We start from the raw sequence: 16,408 nt of genomic DNA on the forward strand, positions 1-16,408 counted from the left end.
TTTACCAAGGGCCGTCAGGGTGTGTCGGGATGTGATCAACATTGGGGTCCCAAGTATATGGGTCATGGCCGCTGCCTTTATCATACTCTTGCCAGTCAATTTGAGCGGCAGCGAAAACTTCCTCGGGAATCTCTCGTGATAGGGCCGTTTTAATTGCATGATCTCCAAAAATCTGATATCTGCGTCCAAAGATGGATGAATTTTCCTCGGATGCAGAAATGAGGGTTTCAAGATTCTTTTTATTACTGACTATATCAAACAACCACTCCTCTAGTAGATCTCTATCTGGTGCCTCGTCTGAGTCTGGGTCCTTTATATGTATTAGAAATCGCGCAAGCTCAGCAGAGTCGACTTCCGGAAGAGGATATGGGCCCAAGTATTCACTTCCCTTTGCATCGACTTCGCTTCGGAACTGATCACTGAAATTATCTAGCTCATGCCGTATTTGTGAGAAAAATATAATCTCCCCTTCTGACTCGCTATATGACATACTATCTCATTCAGGCGTGAATGACATATAGTGCTTGGATACAAATTGGTAATATGATGATTTAGCCAGTCCATTTTTTACGATTAAGTATCCGCTCGCTCAGCCCCATCTGAAAGAGCGGGTCGGACCGTGGTGAATCTGTATCCACGCCCGAGCCATCCCCGACTCATGGAGTGAATTCAGGGGAATGTTCATACCGATTGAGTCTACTGATTGACTTGTGTATCAATTTACTCCCGACGAAATAGATAGAGATCGCGCCCATCATCAAGCAGTGAAGCAGGGCGCAGATAATGTCGATGTGAAGCGTATCGGAAATCTTGGGGAAATCGCGTTTGAGCAGTTCTGTCGAGAATACCTTCCAGCGGAGATGTGGGAATGGGAAAACGAAGATGCCATTCGACGGTGTAACCCAGAGAGCTACTCTGGTCACGATTTCGAGGTTTTCGGCTATAATATCGACGTGAAGACCTCTCGGGACGTATCGTCATTTCTGCCAGAGACGCTCGTCGAGAAGGATTCCGAAGACGATATTATTGTGATGGCCTGGCACCGGGACAACGAGGATAGTTTGATTCTACTCGGGTGGGAACACGTCGAAACGCTCGAATCCAAGGTTGAGACAGAGGAACAGTTCTCTGGTAACTCTCCTGAGAAGCTCGAACACTTGGCAACTCGTCCGATGAACGACCTTCAGGACCTCGGGCCGAACACTGCGAATATGAACCAAACTCCCGAGAATCCATTCCAGCCGGGAGATCGCGTACAGAAGCGTGACGACGAAGATGCGTCAGTGGGTGTTGTAATTGAGGTTCTCCCCCCAGAAACGCAGGTAGAACTCTACGGGCAGGAGCTTGACGGCGAAGCGGTCAGAGTAGCTTTCCCGAGCTCGCTCGATGAAGGCCCGGGTGACTGGAGAGATATTTCACCAGCTCTGCTTTCATCGTACTGCGATGACCAAGATATCAGTCTCTACACTTACAAGCACGAGAATCTGAAATTCGCCGAGAATCCGTACACTGTAGGTGATTACGTCATCAAATCCTCACACGATGATCCTAATCTTGCGGTCGTAATCGAGGTAGATGGATACGATGTTACTGTCGTGTATGAGGGGCCGAAAGGTGACGAGGTCACCCCAGCGAACCTGAGTGAACACTGTAAGGAAGAGGATCTGTCGACGTACCAATATCCAGAGAAAGAGTTAGAATTTGTCAATACAGACAATTTCTGAGCAGAAACTGCACTTACGTTCCGGGTCTTCGACCGGGCTTTCGCATTGGGATTGCCCCCGTCGCTCCGCTCGGGGGCGTGCGCTCACAGGCTCGCTCGGCCCCCCATGTGAGGGGGGCGCTTCGCGTCGCCGTTCGCTTGTGGCGTTGGTGTAATCAGTAGATACACCGTGGCCGGACCCCTGAGAGCGGTGGGTCGGCGGGTGGGTGGGCGACGGGGTTGTGGAGATCTTCGGCTACGTGGTTGGGCCGAGTTCTTCCAGACGGTCGCCGAAGTGGTCCCAGTCGTCGAAGCCGTGCCACACGTCAGGGTCGAGATTCCACTTCCAAGAGGCAACGTCGTCCGGGTCGTAGCTGTGAAGTGTCGGTTCGAGATCGGTCAGATCGGCATCGAAAAGCGGAGAGTCGGGCCGGTCTGCGTCACCGTCCCAGTTAGTGTAGAACTCAACGACATCCGGCGCAGATTTCCAGAATGCCAAGTTGGTCAGTCGCTTGCACTCTGGGACGACGTCCTTTCCGGTGTGTCCGACCGCACCGACGACTTCGACACCGAGTTTGCTCATAGCTTTCAGTGCGGGAGCGTACTGGGTACTCACTTCACGGCTGTATACACGAGCATCCATGTATCGGCTGGCTTCGTCAAGAACGAACGTTTTCGGAACGTCGCGGTTCTCGACGAGGAGCGTCATCAGCTCGTGCATCGAGGAGACGTAGCGGTCAGCGCCTTCCCAGGTCTTGGAGTTCGAGATAACCAGCACGTCATCCCAGACAGCACGAGCCATATCCGAAGCGAGCAGGAACATCGTGTTCGTCTTGCCAGTGTTGGGTCGGCCCGCAGCGAGAACCGTCGTCAGTGTCCCATCGGCATCGAGCCGATCCATCAGGCGAGCGGTCACCGTCAGCGACGACGCGTCGAGTTCCTGTTCAGTGATGCCGACGAGGTAGGAAGCGAGTGATCCGTTGCCGTTCTCAATGGCGCGGGTAGCCGCTTCGGTGTGGTACTTGGACTGGAGAACATCGGAGAGTGCAGTCTGTCCGAACGACCGGGAACCGTTTACCTCAGCACCACGGTCGAAGAGCGACGAGACGAACGACAGGGTCGCTCGTTCTGCGTCGTCAGCCACGACGCCGGTATGCTCGTGCAGGGACTCGCCGCCTTCGATGTTACCAGCAACGGCCTCGTTGAGTTTGGCCGCCGTCAGCAGTCGTTCGTCGGAGTCAGTCATCAGCTGGCACCTCGGCAGAGTCGGTATCGTCTTCCACGAGCTGGTCCCGGAACGCGTAGGCGAAGCCGATCAGCGGCAGCGCCACCGACAACACAGGGAGATGATCAGGAACAGGACGGTACGCAGCTTGGTATGCCTGTTCACCGGCGCGATACGTCACGTCAACTGGTACATCGAGTGCCTGCGGCGGAACTGCCCATAGGCCAGCCCAGTAGCCAGCGATGAACGTCACAGTAGCAGTCACCACGACGATACTCTTCTCACGATGGGTTAGGTTAAGTTCAATCATCAGCTGAAGCACCTCCGTCGCCAGCACCGGCGAGATCAGCGAGATCTTGGTCGAGATCGACACGGACACCCGGAACATCAGACTCCGGAGACTCATCGTCCTCGGTGTGTCGAATCTTCCGGTCAAGTCCGAACTGCTCGATAGCCGAATCTATCTCGTCGGTCAGTGCGTCACCTTCGTCGGGCAGTGTCCCGCGCTCGAACGTCGACACGATACGGAGAACCGCCTTTCGGGTGGCGTTGCGGATGATCGTGAACGCCTGGGCTTCGATGGCGAACCCGCGCTTGGCGTCGGCTTCGAGCTGGCCGCGACACTCTTCGACGGCCTGGAGCGTTCGCATCAGCTCCCGGTCGGAGAGCGTGCCGCGCCAGCAGCCGTCGACGGTCTGGGCTTCGAGATCGACGTTCTTGCCAAAGGCGAGATTGGGACTCACCCAGTCGAGTTGGCCGTCGTCGACGGACCACTCGCGGAACCGTTGCCCAGGAGTTCGGAAGATACCGCCTTTCGTTTTTCGGGCATCAATGTCGACAAGCCAGACGTAATTCGGGTCCCACAGCAGCGACCGGACCTTCTTGCCGGTCGGCCGTCCGACCAGTGGAATCGTCACGAGCGCGCAGAGTCCGATCAGACGCAGGCTTCGTGGGAGTTCGTAGCCGAGAATCGACGCGATGACGAACAGGACAATACCGACACCCGACGCGATCAACAGCAGGTTGTTCGTGAGCCACCGGAACAGTCGATAGGTCCGACTGTGGTCCGGGCCAGGATCAGCGTTGTGCGCCATCTCGTCGCGGTCGAGATCGGGATTGCTCTCGTCTTCGGTCATGCCAATCGCTCACCTCGTTGAGCCGAACCAATCTTCGCGGAGACGGCTTCGTACAGGACGGCAATCACGACACCGAGCGCACTGCCGAGGGCAGCGTTGCGAACGTCCTCACCACTCCACGGGCCGGTGATGATGAACGAATTGGGCTTGCGGAGGTAGTGGAACCGCTGTTGTTCGATGGATTGCTCAGTCCAGAGTGTCACGCCACCGCTGGATGGCACTCGAACGGTCGTCGTCGTATCCGCGTCGACGACAGCCGCACGGAATGAGACACTGCCGGCTTCTGAACCGTCGTCAACCTGCGGGGCGACACTGACAACTTTGTACTCGTCCGACCAGAAGTCGATGACCAGCTGGCCGTCCGCGTAGTGATAGTCAGTCACGACAACGTTCTCATCGACGACGAGTTCGACATCACTGGGTGCGCCATCAGGTGCGGAGACGTTCGTCGAGGTCGCCGTTTCGTTCGTTGTTTCCTGCGCTGCTGCTGGAGCAGCGAGAGCGATACAGCTGACAATCAGCATGAGGAGTATAGGCGTACGTGGGTTCATGCTCGAAAAATTCGCGTGTTGGTCACCAGAACCAGTCGAGCGACGGTTCCGGGAGCCAGGACGACACCAAGTCAATGGCTGGCCCGATCACATCGACGGTTCCCGAGAGTTGCAGCGCAACGAGTGCGACTATGACGAGCCACAGGTACCGAGGAACGAGCTTGAGAGCCAGCCAGTAGACCATCAGTTGTTACCTCCCGTTCGCCGCTGGCTCACGGCGTAGAGTGCGCCAACGCCAATCAGTACCAGCACGAGCGAGGAAGATGAACTTCCGAGCAGGCCACCACCAGCCGAGCCACGAAGGTTCTGTTCACGCGCCTCGATCTCCGCTCGCTTCCGTGCCAGATCCTCGTACTGTTGCTTGAGTTCGGTTACGTTAGTCGTCTCATAGGTGGTTTTCTGGATAGTGACGTTCTGGACGGTCTGGCCGTCCTGTGTGGAGATACTGTCGATAGTAAACTCACCATCCAACTCGACAATGCGATCCGAGGTAACGACGTACTGCGTGCCGCCAATGTTAGACGTGTTGTAGGTCGTCCCATTCTCGAACTGACCGCTGGCGGGATTCTCCTGCGAGAACAGGACGCCCTCGTACTGCGTACCGGATTCAGTGGTGACGTTGAAGCTCCCGATCTGGTCGAAGTTTTCGGGAGAGTTCGTGCCGAGTAGCGTTAGCTGTGCTGCGGCCCAGCCTTGGAAGTCGTCGCCCGGCGACTGCTGGGACGCCAGCACGTACGGGTCCACGAGGTCGCTATTGTTGATTTCGCCAGCCTGATAGGCGCTGTATGTGTTCTCTGCCAGCGTGTCCATCTCATCGCGAACAGTCTGGTCTTGATTTTCGATAGTTGTCCACGTAGACTGGAACCGCTCGAAGGGGACGACAGCAACATACGACGTATCGGAACTGTACCCATGGACTCCAAGCGACTTAGCCGATATACCGAGGGTTGCACCAGATTTTGCAGTGTTTGTGATGTAGTGGTCGTACGTTTCGGTGTCGCCACCCGGACCGTAGGTCTTGGATATTTGGACGTATGTGTAGTCCTCAGTCGTGCCATCAGTGAGAGTTACGGAGTCTGTCGGTTGATTCCAGTCGTAAGTGTAGTCCCCGGTGCTTGATAGCGACTGGTCGTCAGTATCCACGTAGCTACTATCTATGCTCTCGTTGAGGGCAGTACTACGCAGGTACTTGAAGTGGGAGACGGTCAGTGTGTACTCAGCCAGCAGATTCCGCTGGTGGGTCGCGTAGAAATCACTTACAGCCTCTTTAGCCGCATTTTTAGCGGCTGACTTACTGCTTCCGTTGTTCAGTGCGCGGATATAGGCGTTTTTGCCCTCAATGCGAGCTTGCGTCTTAGCATCCTTCAGGTCGTTGTTCAGGACGGTTAGCGTGTTGTCAGTGCTAGCATTGCTGTTGAGGGCAGACTGATAGATGTCCGTTTTGACCTGTGCAGTGTCGGTATTCGTCGTGTTGACGGTCGTCGTGCCCGGCTGTGCCGTACAGTCGAGACTGTCGACGTAGCCAACAACATCCGCGATTTTATCAGACACATCACATGTGAGGTCTGAGTCGCCGCCGGTTGTCCCCACCTTCGTATGGAACGTTTCGCCACGGCCATCCCAAGTGTCGAATTTCGGTTCTCCACCAGAGTACTCGGAGACGGTGACGTTCACCGATTCATATGCCCCGGAATTTAAGAACAGGAGCACGTCCCCGTCAAGATTGGCCGTATTGTACGTTTCACGGGCTAAGACGGTCGTGCCGGTGGACGGGCCGCCCTGCGTGGTGTACTCGACAGTGAACTCCGTGCCACCGTCAAGATTGCTGGTATCAACAATCAGCGTCGTTGGGGAGCCGGTGTACTCGTAGGTGACTGGCCCGCTGTCCGTGGCTGTTTGTGCCAGCGCGGGGCCGACACCAGTAACGACTGTCGACAAGACGAGCAGGCCAGCCAGCAAGATCGAGCGTGCGTGACTCATCGGGGTTCACCTCCGAAAGAATAGCGTCGTATCATCGGTTTACTGAACAGCAACTCCCCAGGAGACGACCGTAGCGAGGAACGCCAGCTGCATCCCGAGCGGGTCGCCCAGGGAAGTGAGGAAGTCGTTCACCGTTGGCAGGTACTCGTTGCCGAGGATGACAGCGGGACCCAGCGCAATGGCGATCTTTTCCCAGTCCTCGTAGTACTCGAACTGCTTTGTCTCGGAGCTGGCAAACGCCGCAGCGAAGGCCCCGAGCGAGATCAGCAGCGAGTGCTGTGTCGTCAGCGTGTACGACAGCCATGGGAGTTCGACCGTGGTGATCCCGCCGAACTGGTAGAGACTGGCCGCGACGAACGCCACCGACAGCATGGCGGGCAGACTACGGATGTTCATGTAGTCGCTCACCATGTCGCTCGCGCGATTCTGGTAGCTCATTCAGGCCCTCCAGCAGGGAGTTCCCGGACCTTCCAGATGTCGTACTCCTGTTCCTCGCCGTCCTCGTTCGTGAACGTACTCGTCTGTTCGGTGTGCTTGATACCGACTACGTCGCCCTCGCCGAGGTCGTTGTCGTCGAGCGCGTTGTCGATCTGGCTGTTCGACCACATGGCGACCACGTCGCCGATGCCACGGGCCAGCTCAATGACGGTCGTGTCGTACTTGCCGCAGTTGGGTGTGAGTTCCCGAATCTCACCGACGACCGATTCGCCGGGTTCGAGGTCAATCCACTCCGAATCGTAGTCGTCAGAGGTGCTGTTATCGACCGGTTCGAGATCGTCGAAGGATGGCGTTTCCTGAGTTGCCATACACGACGAAGATTCGCGAGTTGATACTAGAAGCGGTCGCTCGCCTCGGTGAAAGTGAAAGCAGAAATTAATACATTGGGTGTCTGACCCACAGAGAGTTTCATATCCTCATGCTTTAACGAATATAACTGCACTGTAAGTTAATTATCACGAACTAGGGGCTGCACCAAAGTTATTGGAATAACACTCAATGCCTAATTTCCACTCACTGGTTCGGGGCTACTACTCACAGCTATATTTGATACTTAGTATTGTAGAAATAGTCGGAAAACAATTAAGGCGATTCACAGTCTGGACATTTGGTAAGGGAGTTCTCTCATCTGAGATGTCAAAGGTTACTTTTGAGACAGGTTTGGAGCAAGCGCTAATTAGTGCAGCAGAAGATTCTGAAAATGCGGCTGGATTTTTGGAGCAATACAAACAGACTAAGAGATATCTTGAAAATGAGATGTATCCTTGGGTCCAATCAAACTGTAGCTGGTATACAGACCACGGCGAACAGCATATTACTGCAGTAATGAATCAAGCCAGCCGGCTACTGAAGAATGAACTAAGAGATCTTGACGAAGGGGATCTAAACGAATTAGATCTATTCATTCTCCTTACGGGGATCCTCTGGCATGATGTAGGTATGATTATAGACCGATCCGAACATGAAAGAATATCGACTGAAGTAAATTCCCGCTTCCGTGACATTGCCTTTCCATCTACCTCGATAAAAGCGACGACGGACGATATTATCAAGGGGCACCGTCATCAGGCAGGATTAAATATTCCTAAAAAAAGTGCAACATTCAACATAAAAGGTGGAGTTTATAAAATATATCCAAAGTCATTAGCTGGAATTTTGCGCTTTGCTGACGAAATTTCAGAGACACAGGAACGGGTGTCAGGTGATACTTGGGTACGAGAAACTGTACCAGAAGAGAGTGAAATATTCTGGCGTTACGCCGAAACGATTCAGGGATGTCATCCACACCTAAATGCTAAAGCTATAAATCTCAATATCGAAGTTAGCTTTGAGAGGGCTACCGAAATGTATCCTTGCCCGGGAAGTTTCGAAGAAAGAAGAAATGAGAATGGTGAAATATCATTAATCGAATACATAATTTGCCGCCTTGAAAAATTAGTAAATGAGCTGTCGTATTGTGAGCGATATTTCAACAGGTATGCCGAAATCCGGGAGGCTAACGTGGAAATTACTATTCGTGATGACTCAAACAACATTATAAAAGAAATAAATGAAACCCTTGCTGCGGCAGGGCTGACTACCAAAGGAAATTATCCAAATATCAACATATATGATGAATTTTTCGAAGAGTATTCAGAGTGGAAACCTCATCAACTACCCGAGTCAGACCAGATTGATACAGCTGGATCTGGTTTACCACACGGAGGGAAAGGACAATGATAGATCTTGCAGAAAATCCATTTGCTGTACACAGCCCTGACGCACTTAAGGACGTTCCAGCTGAGCAGATTGTTGACCTCTTTATTAAGGAACATACTCAGTTAGACAATGTCAAAGAACAAAAACACACCTTTATTTGGGGTCCCAGAGGGTCTGGCAAGAGTTTTATGCTCAGATACTTGGAACCGCAATGTAGATTCGTAGAGTACAATTCACCTGACGATTTCTTTGATAGCGATCAACCATTTCTGGGCATTTATACTCCCTGCAAAAAAGGAGAGATAGATAAGACTGAACTTGATTTATTAAATGATCGTGCCTCACAAGTTATATCTGAACATCTGTTGAATTTGACAGTTGCAGAAGAAACCCTTTCAACTCTCTCCGGACAATTTCCAAGCGGCTACTTCAACCATGATAAGAAAGTTAGCTTTTCGCGCAAGATTCTAGATTTATTCGATAGTGGTTCAATTACTGCTTCTCGGGAGTATGCCTCCGACCGATATGAGCAAAATAAAGACCCTTTCAAATGGTTAGAGGAGTTATTCATATCGGAAAAACGTCAAATATCGCATTATCTACAAGAACTTGCGCTAAGTTCAGATGCGAAGTACACCGGCGCAACCAGCGGATACCACGACTTTTTGCTTCCGTTAATGTCCAATGTCCAGCAGTTACTCGGTCGTTCTGATGTTCCGGTGTACATTTTTATTGACGACGCTTTCCATCTATTTGAAGAACAGCAAGAAGTAATTAACACATGGATTGCAAATAGAGATCAGAGTACCCTCTGCGTGAAGATTTCTTCAACTAGAGATAGATATGAAACGTTTGAGACAACGGGTCGAGGGAGAATTGAGGAGACGCACGATTATAACAAAATAGATTTTGAGGAGCTCTATACTGGGGAAGACAAACAGTATTCAAAGAAGGTCCGAGATATTGTAGAAAAACGATTGGAAGTATCTGGTGTACCCACAACTGATATTGAAGAATTCCTGCCGTACCGGGAGTTTGAGCAGGAAAGATTAGAGGAGATTAAAAGTGAATTGGAAGACGAATGGTTAGAAGAAGGAAAACCAGGTAGGCAGTCTGATTATACCTCAAGGTATGCTAAGGCCCGCTTATTCCAAGAGCTGGCCGCAGGAAAAACAGAAAAATTCTATTCCGGGTTCGATGAGATTGTACATATCTCTTCGGGTGTAGTTCGGAATTTCTTGGAGCCTTGCCAATTAATGTTCAATGAGGTTAAGCGTGAAGGAGATAATGTTGATGATATAACACACATACCGCCGAGGATTCAACATAAAGTACTGAAACAGAATTCTGAAGACTTCCTAAAGGAAGCCCCTGAAAAAATCGCCAAAACTCTACCTGAGGAGGATATTGGATATATTGAAGATTTAAAAACGCTGGTCCGATCCTTAGGGGAACTGTTTTATCACCGGCTTCATGACCCTGACTCCCGCGAACCGCGAGTGTTTTCATTTACCATCCGTGGCGACATCCCCAGCGATTCAGATCTAGATAGGGTCTTAGAATTGGGAGAGAGAATACGATATTTCAAAGTAAAGACATATAGTACCAAGGAGGGTGGTGGAAGATCTGATTGGTATATACTCAATCGAAGATTAGCACCTATGTTCAAATTAGACCCAACCGGATTTGAAGGGAGAATAACACTGACCCCAGAGCTACTCGAAATAGGCTGCAATGATAGTTCTGAATTTGTCAGACGCAGATTAGATATTGATGAAAAACAGGAGTCCTTGAATACGTTTACGGAGGAAAAATGAGCAAGCAGTTCATCGAAGCCGAACAGCTTGGGTCAGAATTTACTGTCGGGCAGATCGACTCCAGTAAACCTGATGATCTTTATCTTACCAGTGCCGGTTTCGAGGAACGAACGCTGACCGCAACTGAGTCCCTAGACTCAGATTATGAAGCAGACTGGGGTATTATTTATGTGAATAAGGAGTACTTCAAACGATCAAACAGTGAGGTAACCAAAACTCATCTAAAGGAACAAAAGGAGTCCCTTCGGAAACACTGCGAAAACGTGGATGTATTGATGGGGAGTTGGCTGGAAGCTGATGAACAACTCTATACTCTACGAGACGGGTTTAAAAATTTCACAGAGCGCAATAGCCTAAATATCACAGTTGATGTTACTTCGTTTAATCGAGAGTCGCTTCTGGTGGCTTTTAATATTCTATATTCTCTAAGCAATGATATTTCTACTAGAGTACTGTATGTATCGCCAGAGGATCATGGCGAGTGGCTTACCAAAGGCCATCGACTGGTACGGAATGTCATTGGGTTTGCTGGAATACAAAATTCAAGCAAGCCAACATTATTAATAATCTTATCGGGATTCGAAAAAGATCGAGCAGTCAGTACAATTGAAGAAATCGAACCCGGTAAAGTATTGATGGGGATCGGCAACCCTCCAACGAAGGAAACGTTTCTTGAAGAGAATCTGCAGAAGCAGGAGTTGGTTCTAAACCAACAAGACACAGACAGATTTCGATTCTCTGCCAATAGTATAACTGATAGTAAAAATGATATCAAAGAGGTTATTGAGAAATACACTGATGAATACAATCTGATTCTGAGTCCGATGAGCACTAAACTGTCCACCTTAGGTGCATGGAGCGCAGCCAGAGAATCACGGGAGGTACAAGTTGTCTACACTATTCCTGGCGAATATAATCTAAAAAATTACTCATCAGGTTCAGAAGCAATGTACATTGACTGGGTAAAATAATGTCAACTATCTCCTAATGAGGTGAACAGTTTAAAGTATAACGCTGCGGAATGAAATTGATAGATGCCGAAGACGGAACTCAAGAATGTTGTCGACATTTTTTGTGGAGCAGGGGGACTGAGTGCCGGTTTTTCTAAAGCAGGATATAATGTTGTCACTGGTATCGACAATAATGAGAACTCTATTGAAACGTTTAGGGCTAATCACGATTGTGAACCCATTGTAGGAGATATTCAGCGACAAGATGTAATCTCTGATATTAAAGAAGCGGTGTCTCAGAATGGATATAATACCGAGGAGATTGATTTAGTGATTGGGGGACCACCGTGTAGAGGTTTTTCAATGGCGAATGTTCGGTCAGATTCTGCAGAGCATCCTTTGAATGAACTACCAGCTCGATTCTTAGAAATAGTTCGAAAGATTAGTCCTGAGGCTGTTCTAATAGAGAATGTCCCGAGATTGCTCACCGTAGCTGACGGTAAATTCAAACAGTCGATAATCGCACGGCTTGAATCAATGGGGTACAACACCACATATGGTGTTTTAGAAGCAGAAAAGTTTGGAGTCCCGCAAAAGAGACGTCGCGTATTTTTTATTGGTCATAAATCCGCTGAACCGGAATTACCTACTCAAGCAGAGTTCGAATTCAAACTGCCAGTAACTGTTAAACAAGCAATATCAGATTTACCTGAATTACCGACAGGGGGCGGTGGCGAGCTGAAAATGGAATATTCATTCGATAATTCTGAAGCTAGCGAATATGTAGCGGAAATGCGACGTCACGAGGAGCCAGGTGTCGTTATGAACCACCGAACTACAAGAAATCAAGAAAAGACATATCGACGATTCAAGCATATTCCTCAGGGTGGTAATTGGAGAGACATTCCAGAAGATCTTATGAAGAACTATACAAATCGCCAGCAGACGCATGATCACATTTACCAACGATTAGAGGAACATGAGCCAGCAAAAACGGTAGCGAATTTTCGAAAGCAGATGATAGTTCATCCCACTCAGAATCGCTTACTCTCGGTACGGGAAGCAGCACGACTTCAATCGTTCCCTGATGACTATCATTTTAAAGGCAGTAGTTTCAATGCTCGTCAACAGATGGTTGGCGATGCAGTCCCCGTGAATTTGGCATATTCCATTGGAAAGTCTCTCCGAAATTGCCATGCTACGGGTGAGCTCTCATCTGTTTGAATCTTAATTGTTTATCAGGCGAATTTAATTATGTTACATATATCCAAAGTTGTAGCTAACAGACAACTATTTCTGAGATATTGGATTTTATAGATGGTATATCTAATTAAAATCAATTCGTGTTTTTCTCGCATTTGTCGATTATAGTTTCGGGAAACCGTTCCTGTAGGCACACATATTATACAAAACCCACAATAGAACCAATTATGACCACACATCTAGAATCGGTGAGGTATTCTCAGAGTCAACCTCAGATAAACTGTCGGTATCAACAACACAGTCCTCAATGTCCTCAAGATTTCCTGAACCGTCGGCCACCTCTCTTCCCGGGAGGTCCCAATAAGCGTATGCACCAATGTAGTCGACAACGCTCCGGAATGTCATTTCGTTAGGAAGCGTTGAACGTACCTTCGGCTGTTCGACATCAGAAATGGCGCGCTCTATGGCTGCATCGAGATTGGCGAGGTTGTCCCACTGTTGACGCGCAAGGTCGTCACGTATTTCGCTCTCACTCGCGGCTTGAACGGAGTCAAGGGAACACCAGCGAACGACTTCACGTACGTCCGGGTCTTGCAGGTGGTCGTTTGGATCTATCCCCTCCGTAATCGACCGGGAACAAGACCAGAACCGTCGGTTCGTCGCCCAGTACAGCGCGAGCTTCCAGGTGGCCGCTTTGTCCGCGTAGGTCTCTCGATCTTCGTCACCCTGCTCGAAGGACTCCGTCGCCTCAAGCAGCGAGCCGAACGTCGCGCTCAGGTACTTCCCAAGATACGCGCCAGCAGTTGATTCTTTCTCGTGACCGTCGTCGCCGAACTCTATCAGCTCGTGCGACCGGGTTCGTTCGCGCACCCACTGTTCGCCGTGATCGTGGTCGCCAAACCTGTACCAGTCGACGAAGCCCTCGTCGCTCTGGAACTCCGGCTCCAGCTCGTCGAGGTCGTCACGGTAAGTCAGCGGATACACGTCGACGATCTCGCCCTGGCCGTAGTCGGCCCACTTCGTGGCTACTTCCGGTTTGTCGCAAAGCCACGGCATACCGTCCTCGTCACGGGTTGGTACGTCGAAGAACAGGACGTGCAGGTGCGGATAGCCTTTCTCTGTGAACTCTAGGGCTTTGATGTAGTCGGGTCGGTCACGCGGTCGCCCGGTCACCTCGCTATCGAGATCGTGCCGCCAGCCAGGTATAGCGGAACGTCGAGTATTCTCTTTCGTCGAAGGGTCGGAATCGAAGTACGACAATAGCCGGTTAAAATTCTCGTTGATAGAGTCGATTCCGTCGAGCAATGAGTCCTGACGCTTCGGGTCGGTCGTCAGTGTGACCAGTACAGCGTTATCGGCGTTCTCGTAGCCGTATTCGAGTGCATCGTTGAACCGTGCAAACTGTTTGGAAACGCGCCCCTGGTCGTTGAAGCGAGTCTTGTAGTCCTTCGTCATCCGTTTGGTGGACTCGCCACCACGCCGGTCGACGAAGTGGACATCGAACAGGAGCTTGTAGTCTTTGATGCGATTGAGGTAGGATGTAAAACCGTCTTTCAGTAGCTCCCGGAGGTCATCGTCGACAGAATCAACCTTAGAGAGGTAATTCCGCAAAAACTCTCTGTCGTACTTGATGCCCTCTTCGTTGGCTGTTTGAGTAATGCCTTCTGTAATCAAGTCAAGAAGGCGGAGGGTCGGGGTCACCATCAGAACCCCTGCAGACTCGGATTTCCGCACGTAGGGGTTTTCAGGGGCTACAAGGTCATCGACAAAGCGGTATGCAAACTGGTAGTCGGGGTCAGAGCCTTCGACGCGCTCGCACGTTTCGGGTGAGACTCCTTTGACTGCGTACGAAACAACGTGTGACAGCGGTGTACCCTCCGGATGCGCCGCAATGAACTTCGCTACGCGTACGCGGTCTTCGTCACGTTCTGTAAGTGTTCCATCGAGCAGTTGGCCGTGACCGAGAAGATCGCGCTCTTCGAGAAGGTCTGCTAAGACGGGAGTGTTACATCTATCGGCGAGGTCGAGACCGCCCAGGTGTCCCGGCGGCTCGACGACGCTCATTTGGGACCATCAGAATGGGCGTCCGTTCGTCGACTGCCCAGTGTGTCGCTGTTGGGATTCCCCTCACCCTCCGGGTTCGGGGGAAACGCTCGGGCTTCCGGGTCGCCCCGCGTGGGGGCGCTTCCAGTTGGTCGAGCTGGTGCGGAGTGCGATTGGCGCTCGCCCTCCGGTCCGGGATGCTCACTCCGTTGCGCTTCCGGGCGTGCCAGCTCTCCCGTACCCTCGCTTGTGGTGTCTGCCGAGGGGACTTTGTAGCACTGCTTACAGCGATTGGCCTCCGCCGCTGGATGGTCGGCCCTGTTGATACAGTTGTCCTGACAGAGTGGACAGCGGTACTGGACGTAGTTCGACCAGTCCGTCACTGCTGACCACCGTCCTCGACGCGCTCGATTGCTCGACGAACATCGTCGTCGGTCGCCTCTATGAGGCGAGACGCACGGACGAACTCATCACGAGCGAACGGCCAGTCGGCAGGCTGGGCGAGGTCGCGTTTAGGCGACACACCGACCACCTCCGAGAAGTGTCAGAAAGCCGTCCTCCCTCGGAATAATCGCGTGACTGCGAGGGGTGCATCCGGATTCCCGATGAACTAGCTTTCTCCGGGGAGGGTTCTCGAAACCCGATTGTGCCGAAAAGGTGGAGAAACGGCGCTCTCGTCGTGTTATTAATTCCCCGCTTACGACGGTAAAATGAGGATGGACTCGCCGGGATTTGAACCCGGGGCCTCTCCCATGCCAAGGGAGTGATCTACCCCTGATCTACGAGCCCTTGCGTGCATTGTTTGCTTCCCGATGGGATTGCTTAAACCCATCGAAGCACCGGGACATAGAGAACCGGCCCCACGGTCTCGGTTAGGCCAGTACTACATCGGCCTCGTGGAGTGCATAGAAATCTGGTAATTGGAGTTACAGTACGGCCATAATGGCTATAACGACTGAGGCCATCCCTACAGTAATCTCAGTTTAGTGAATCAGGCTCATGAACCGTAGGAGAAACGAGACGCAGTCTAACGACCGGCGTGTCGGCCGGTCACTCTGGATCGAAGAGCACCGGCGCGGGCAGACGACGCTGGACTTCGCGATCGGTATGAGCCTGTTTCTGAGTGTCCTGATATTCATTTTCCTGTTCATTCCGGGGTTGTTGTCGCCGTTTTCTGCGGGGGTTCAGGAGGAGACAGTCACGACCGACAGAGTCGCCGATGGGCTCACAATGGGGATGCTCGGTTCGCCACAGCAGCCGTACGTCCTAGACGAACACTGTACTCGGGAGTTCTTCGCTGGGAACGCACCACCGTCAGGATGTGGCTACGAGTCAGGCGGGAGTGCGGAGGAACGGGTCGGGCTCGACCCGGCTCGGGAGAACGTGAACGTCACAATCCGGGGGAACGCGACGGCAACAGCGGCCTCCGATGAAACGCTCTGCTGGGATGGAGCAACTGAGGAACTCGTTGAAGCTAGTGGTAGTTGTGGGACGGTACTCACTACTGGTGGGAACCCGCCGACAAACAACGACGCGTCGGTCACTGCGTTGCGAGTGGTCTCGTTGAACGGGCAGGATGTCACAGTACGCGTGGTGATGTGGTAG

The 16,408-nt window shown here is 51.5% G+C and carries 17 protein-coding genes and 1 tRNA gene; 6 read left to right on the plus strand and 12 right to left on the minus strand.

The window, feature by feature from the left end; genetic code table 11:
- Nucleotide 1 precedes the first annotated feature (1 nt).
- Entirely contained in the window at nt 2–490 is a 489-nt protein-coding gene (locus ACNO8S_RS09540) for a hypothetical protein (RefSeq protein ID WP_420181828.1), read from the minus strand.
- A 220-nt stretch (nt 491–710) separates the two neighbouring features.
- Here ACNO8S_RS09540 and ACNO8S_RS09545 point away from each other — a divergent pair, with 220 nt between their 5' ends.
- Nucleotides 711–1,724: a hypothetical protein gene (locus tag ACNO8S_RS09545; RefSeq protein WP_420181829.1), complete on the plus strand. Its 1,014-nt coding sequence runs from the start codon at nt 711–713 to the stop codon at nt 1,722–1,724.
- Nucleotides 1,725–1,958: 234 nt separating this feature from the next.
- Here ACNO8S_RS09545 and ACNO8S_RS09550 read toward each other — a convergent pair whose 3' ends face one another.
- The 8 genes from ACNO8S_RS09550 to ACNO8S_RS09585 are packed head-to-tail and all read right to left on the minus strand — an operon-like array spanning nt 1,959 to nt 7,400.
- Nucleotides 1,959–2,948 carry a hypothetical protein gene (locus tag ACNO8S_RS09550; RefSeq protein ID WP_420181830.1) on the minus strand — a complete coding sequence of 330 codons (990 nt, stop codon included), beginning with the start codon at nt 2,946–2,948 and terminating at the stop codon, nt 1,959–1,961.
- Nucleotides 2,941–3,237 (minus strand): hypothetical protein, encoded by a 297-nt coding sequence (locus tag ACNO8S_RS09555; protein ID WP_420181831.1) that lies wholly within the window; start codon nt 3,235–3,237, stop codon nt 2,941–2,943. Before ACNO8S_RS09555 ends, ACNO8S_RS09550 begins: the two co-directional genes overlap by 8 nt.
- A complete protein-coding gene (locus ACNO8S_RS09560) occupies nt 3,230–4,063 on the minus strand; it encodes a hypothetical protein (protein ID WP_420181832.1) in 834 nt (277 codons plus the stop codon). Before ACNO8S_RS09560 ends, ACNO8S_RS09555 begins: the two co-directional genes overlap by 8 nt.
- The gene (locus ACNO8S_RS09565) at nt 4,060–4,587 is read right to left on the minus strand and encodes a hypothetical protein (protein WP_420181833.1); all 528 of its coding nucleotides are present in this window, start codon (nt 4,585–4,587) and stop codon (nt 4,060–4,062) included. The genes ACNO8S_RS09560 and ACNO8S_RS09565 overlap by 4 nt, the downstream gene beginning before the upstream one ends.
- Before the next feature lie 49 nt (nt 4,588–4,636).
- The gene (locus ACNO8S_RS09570) at nt 4,637–4,798 is read right to left on the minus strand and encodes a hypothetical protein (RefSeq protein WP_420181834.1); all 162 of its coding nucleotides are present in this window, start codon (nt 4,796–4,798) and stop codon (nt 4,637–4,639) included.
- Nucleotides 4,798–6,594: a hypothetical protein gene (locus tag ACNO8S_RS09575; RefSeq protein WP_420181835.1), complete on the minus strand. Its 1,797-nt coding sequence runs from the start codon at nt 6,592–6,594 to the stop codon at nt 4,798–4,800. Before ACNO8S_RS09575 ends, ACNO8S_RS09570 begins: the two co-directional genes overlap by 1 nt.
- A gap of 39 nt (nt 6,595–6,633) precedes the next feature.
- A complete protein-coding gene (locus ACNO8S_RS09580) occupies nt 6,634–7,032 on the minus strand; it encodes a hypothetical protein (RefSeq protein WP_420181836.1) in 399 nt (132 codons plus the stop codon).
- Nucleotides 7,029–7,400 (minus strand): hypothetical protein, encoded by a 372-nt coding sequence (locus ACNO8S_RS09585; protein ID WP_008313104.1) that lies wholly within the window; start codon nt 7,398–7,400, stop codon nt 7,029–7,031. The genes ACNO8S_RS09580 and ACNO8S_RS09585 overlap by 4 nt, the downstream gene beginning before the upstream one ends.
- Nucleotides 7,401–7,725: 325 nt before the next feature.
- Here ACNO8S_RS09585 and ACNO8S_RS09590 point away from each other — a divergent pair, with 325 nt between their 5' ends.
- The 4 genes from ACNO8S_RS09590 to ACNO8S_RS09605 all read left to right on the plus strand — a co-directional run bounded on the left by ACNO8S_RS09590 (nt 7,726) and on the right by ACNO8S_RS09605 (nt 12,781).
- Nucleotides 7,726–8,811, plus strand: a complete 1,086-nt coding sequence (locus tag ACNO8S_RS09590) for an HD domain-containing protein (protein WP_420181837.1) — start codon at nt 7,726–7,728, stop codon at nt 8,809–8,811.
- Nucleotides 8,808–10,607: a hypothetical protein gene (locus tag ACNO8S_RS09595; RefSeq protein WP_420181838.1), complete on the plus strand. Its 1,800-nt coding sequence runs from the start codon at nt 8,808–8,810 to the stop codon at nt 10,605–10,607. The genes ACNO8S_RS09590 and ACNO8S_RS09595 overlap by 4 nt, the downstream gene beginning before the upstream one ends.
- Nucleotides 10,604–11,578 (plus strand): hypothetical protein, encoded by a 975-nt coding sequence (locus tag ACNO8S_RS09600; protein WP_420181839.1) that lies wholly within the window; start codon nt 10,604–10,606, stop codon nt 11,576–11,578. Before ACNO8S_RS09595 ends, ACNO8S_RS09600 begins: the two co-directional genes overlap by 4 nt.
- A gap of 63 nt (nt 11,579–11,641) precedes the next feature.
- Complete coding sequence (locus tag ACNO8S_RS09605) at nt 11,642–12,781, plus strand: DNA cytosine methyltransferase (RefSeq protein WP_420181840.1); 1,140 nt, start codon at nt 11,642–11,644, stop codon at nt 12,779–12,781.
- Nucleotides 12,782–12,985: 204 nt separating this feature from the next.
- Here the strand turns inward: ACNO8S_RS09605 and ACNO8S_RS09610 are convergent, their stop codons facing one another.
- From ACNO8S_RS09610 to ACNO8S_RS09620, 3 genes are all read right to left on the minus strand, one after another.
- The gene (locus ACNO8S_RS09610) at nt 12,986–14,824 is read right to left on the minus strand and encodes a hypothetical protein (RefSeq protein ID WP_420181841.1); all 1,839 of its coding nucleotides are present in this window, start codon (nt 14,822–14,824) and stop codon (nt 12,986–12,988) included.
- A gap of 358 nt (nt 14,825–15,182) precedes the next feature.
- Nucleotides 15,183–15,326 (minus strand): hypothetical protein, encoded by a 144-nt coding sequence (locus ACNO8S_RS09615; RefSeq protein ID WP_420181842.1) that lies wholly within the window; start codon nt 15,324–15,326, stop codon nt 15,183–15,185.
- 194 nt (nt 15,327–15,520) lie between these two features.
- Nucleotides 15,521–15,592 (minus strand) — tRNA-Ala (locus tag ACNO8S_RS09620).
- Between the two features lie 210 nt (nt 15,593–15,802).
- Between ACNO8S_RS09620 and ACNO8S_RS09625 the strand changes: the two genes are divergently transcribed.
- Complete coding sequence (locus ACNO8S_RS09625; RefSeq protein WP_050036754.1) at nt 15,803–16,408, plus strand: DUF7287 family protein; 606 nt, start codon at nt 15,803–15,805, stop codon at nt 16,406–16,408.

The sequence above is a fragment of the Haloarcula sp. KBTZ06 genome, assembly GCF_048595605.1.
GTDB lineage: Archaea > Halobacteriota > Halobacteria > Halobacteriales > Haloarculaceae > Haloarcula > Haloarcula hispanica.

Bases quoted from the DNA above. Each gene is read 5' to 3' on its own strand.
- ACNO8S_RS09600 (WP_420181839.1), top strand. From the start codon at position 10,604: ATGAGCAAGCAGTTCATCGAAGCCGAACAGCTTGGGTCAGAATTTACT.
- ACNO8S_RS09590 (WP_420181837.1), top strand. From the start codon at position 7,726: ATGTCAAAGGTTACTTTTGAGACAGGTTTGGAGCAAGCGCTAATTAGT.
- ACNO8S_RS09570 (WP_420181834.1), bottom strand. From the start codon at position 4,798: ATGGTCTACTGGCTGGCTCTCAAGCTCGTTCCTCGGTACCTGTGGCTC.
- ACNO8S_RS09580 (WP_420181836.1), bottom strand. From the start codon at position 7,032: ATGAGCTACCAGAATCGCGCGAGCGACATGGTGAGCGACTACATGAAC.
- ACNO8S_RS09605 (WP_420181840.1), top strand. From the start codon at position 11,642: ATGCCGAAGACGGAACTCAAGAATGTTGTCGACATTTTTTGTGGAGCA.
- ACNO8S_RS09625 (WP_050036754.1), top strand. From the start codon at position 15,803: ATGAACCGTAGGAGAAACGAGACGCAGTCTAACGACCGGCGTGTCGGC.
- ACNO8S_RS09550 (WP_420181830.1), bottom strand. From the start codon at position 2,948: ATGACTGACTCCGACGAACGACTGCTGACGGCGGCCAAACTCAACGAG.
- ACNO8S_RS09555 (WP_420181831.1), bottom strand. From the start codon at position 3,237: ATGATTGAACTTAACCTAACCCATCGTGAGAAGAGTATCGTCGTGGTG.
- ACNO8S_RS09595 (WP_420181838.1), top strand. From the start codon at position 8,808: ATGATAGATCTTGCAGAAAATCCATTTGCTGTACACAGCCCTGACGCA.
- ACNO8S_RS09540 (WP_420181828.1), bottom strand. From the start codon at position 490: ATGTCATATAGCGAGTCAGAAGGGGAGATTATATTTTTCTCACAAATA.
- ACNO8S_RS09560 (WP_420181832.1), bottom strand. From the start codon at position 4,063: ATGACCGAAGACGAGAGCAATCCCGATCTCGACCGCGACGAGATGGCG.
- ACNO8S_RS09585 (WP_008313104.1), bottom strand. From the start codon at position 7,400: ATGGCAACTCAGGAAACGCCATCCTTCGACGATCTCGAACCGGTCGAT.
- ACNO8S_RS09575 (WP_420181835.1), bottom strand. From the start codon at position 6,594: ATGAGTCACGCACGCTCGATCTTGCTGGCTGGCCTGCTCGTCTTGTCG.
- ACNO8S_RS09565 (WP_420181833.1), bottom strand. From the start codon at position 4,587: ATGCTGATTGTCAGCTGTATCGCTCTCGCTGCTCCAGCAGCAGCGCAG.
- ACNO8S_RS09610 (WP_420181841.1), bottom strand. From the start codon at position 14,824: ATGAGCGTCGTCGAGCCGCCGGGACACCTGGGCGGTCTCGACCTCGCC.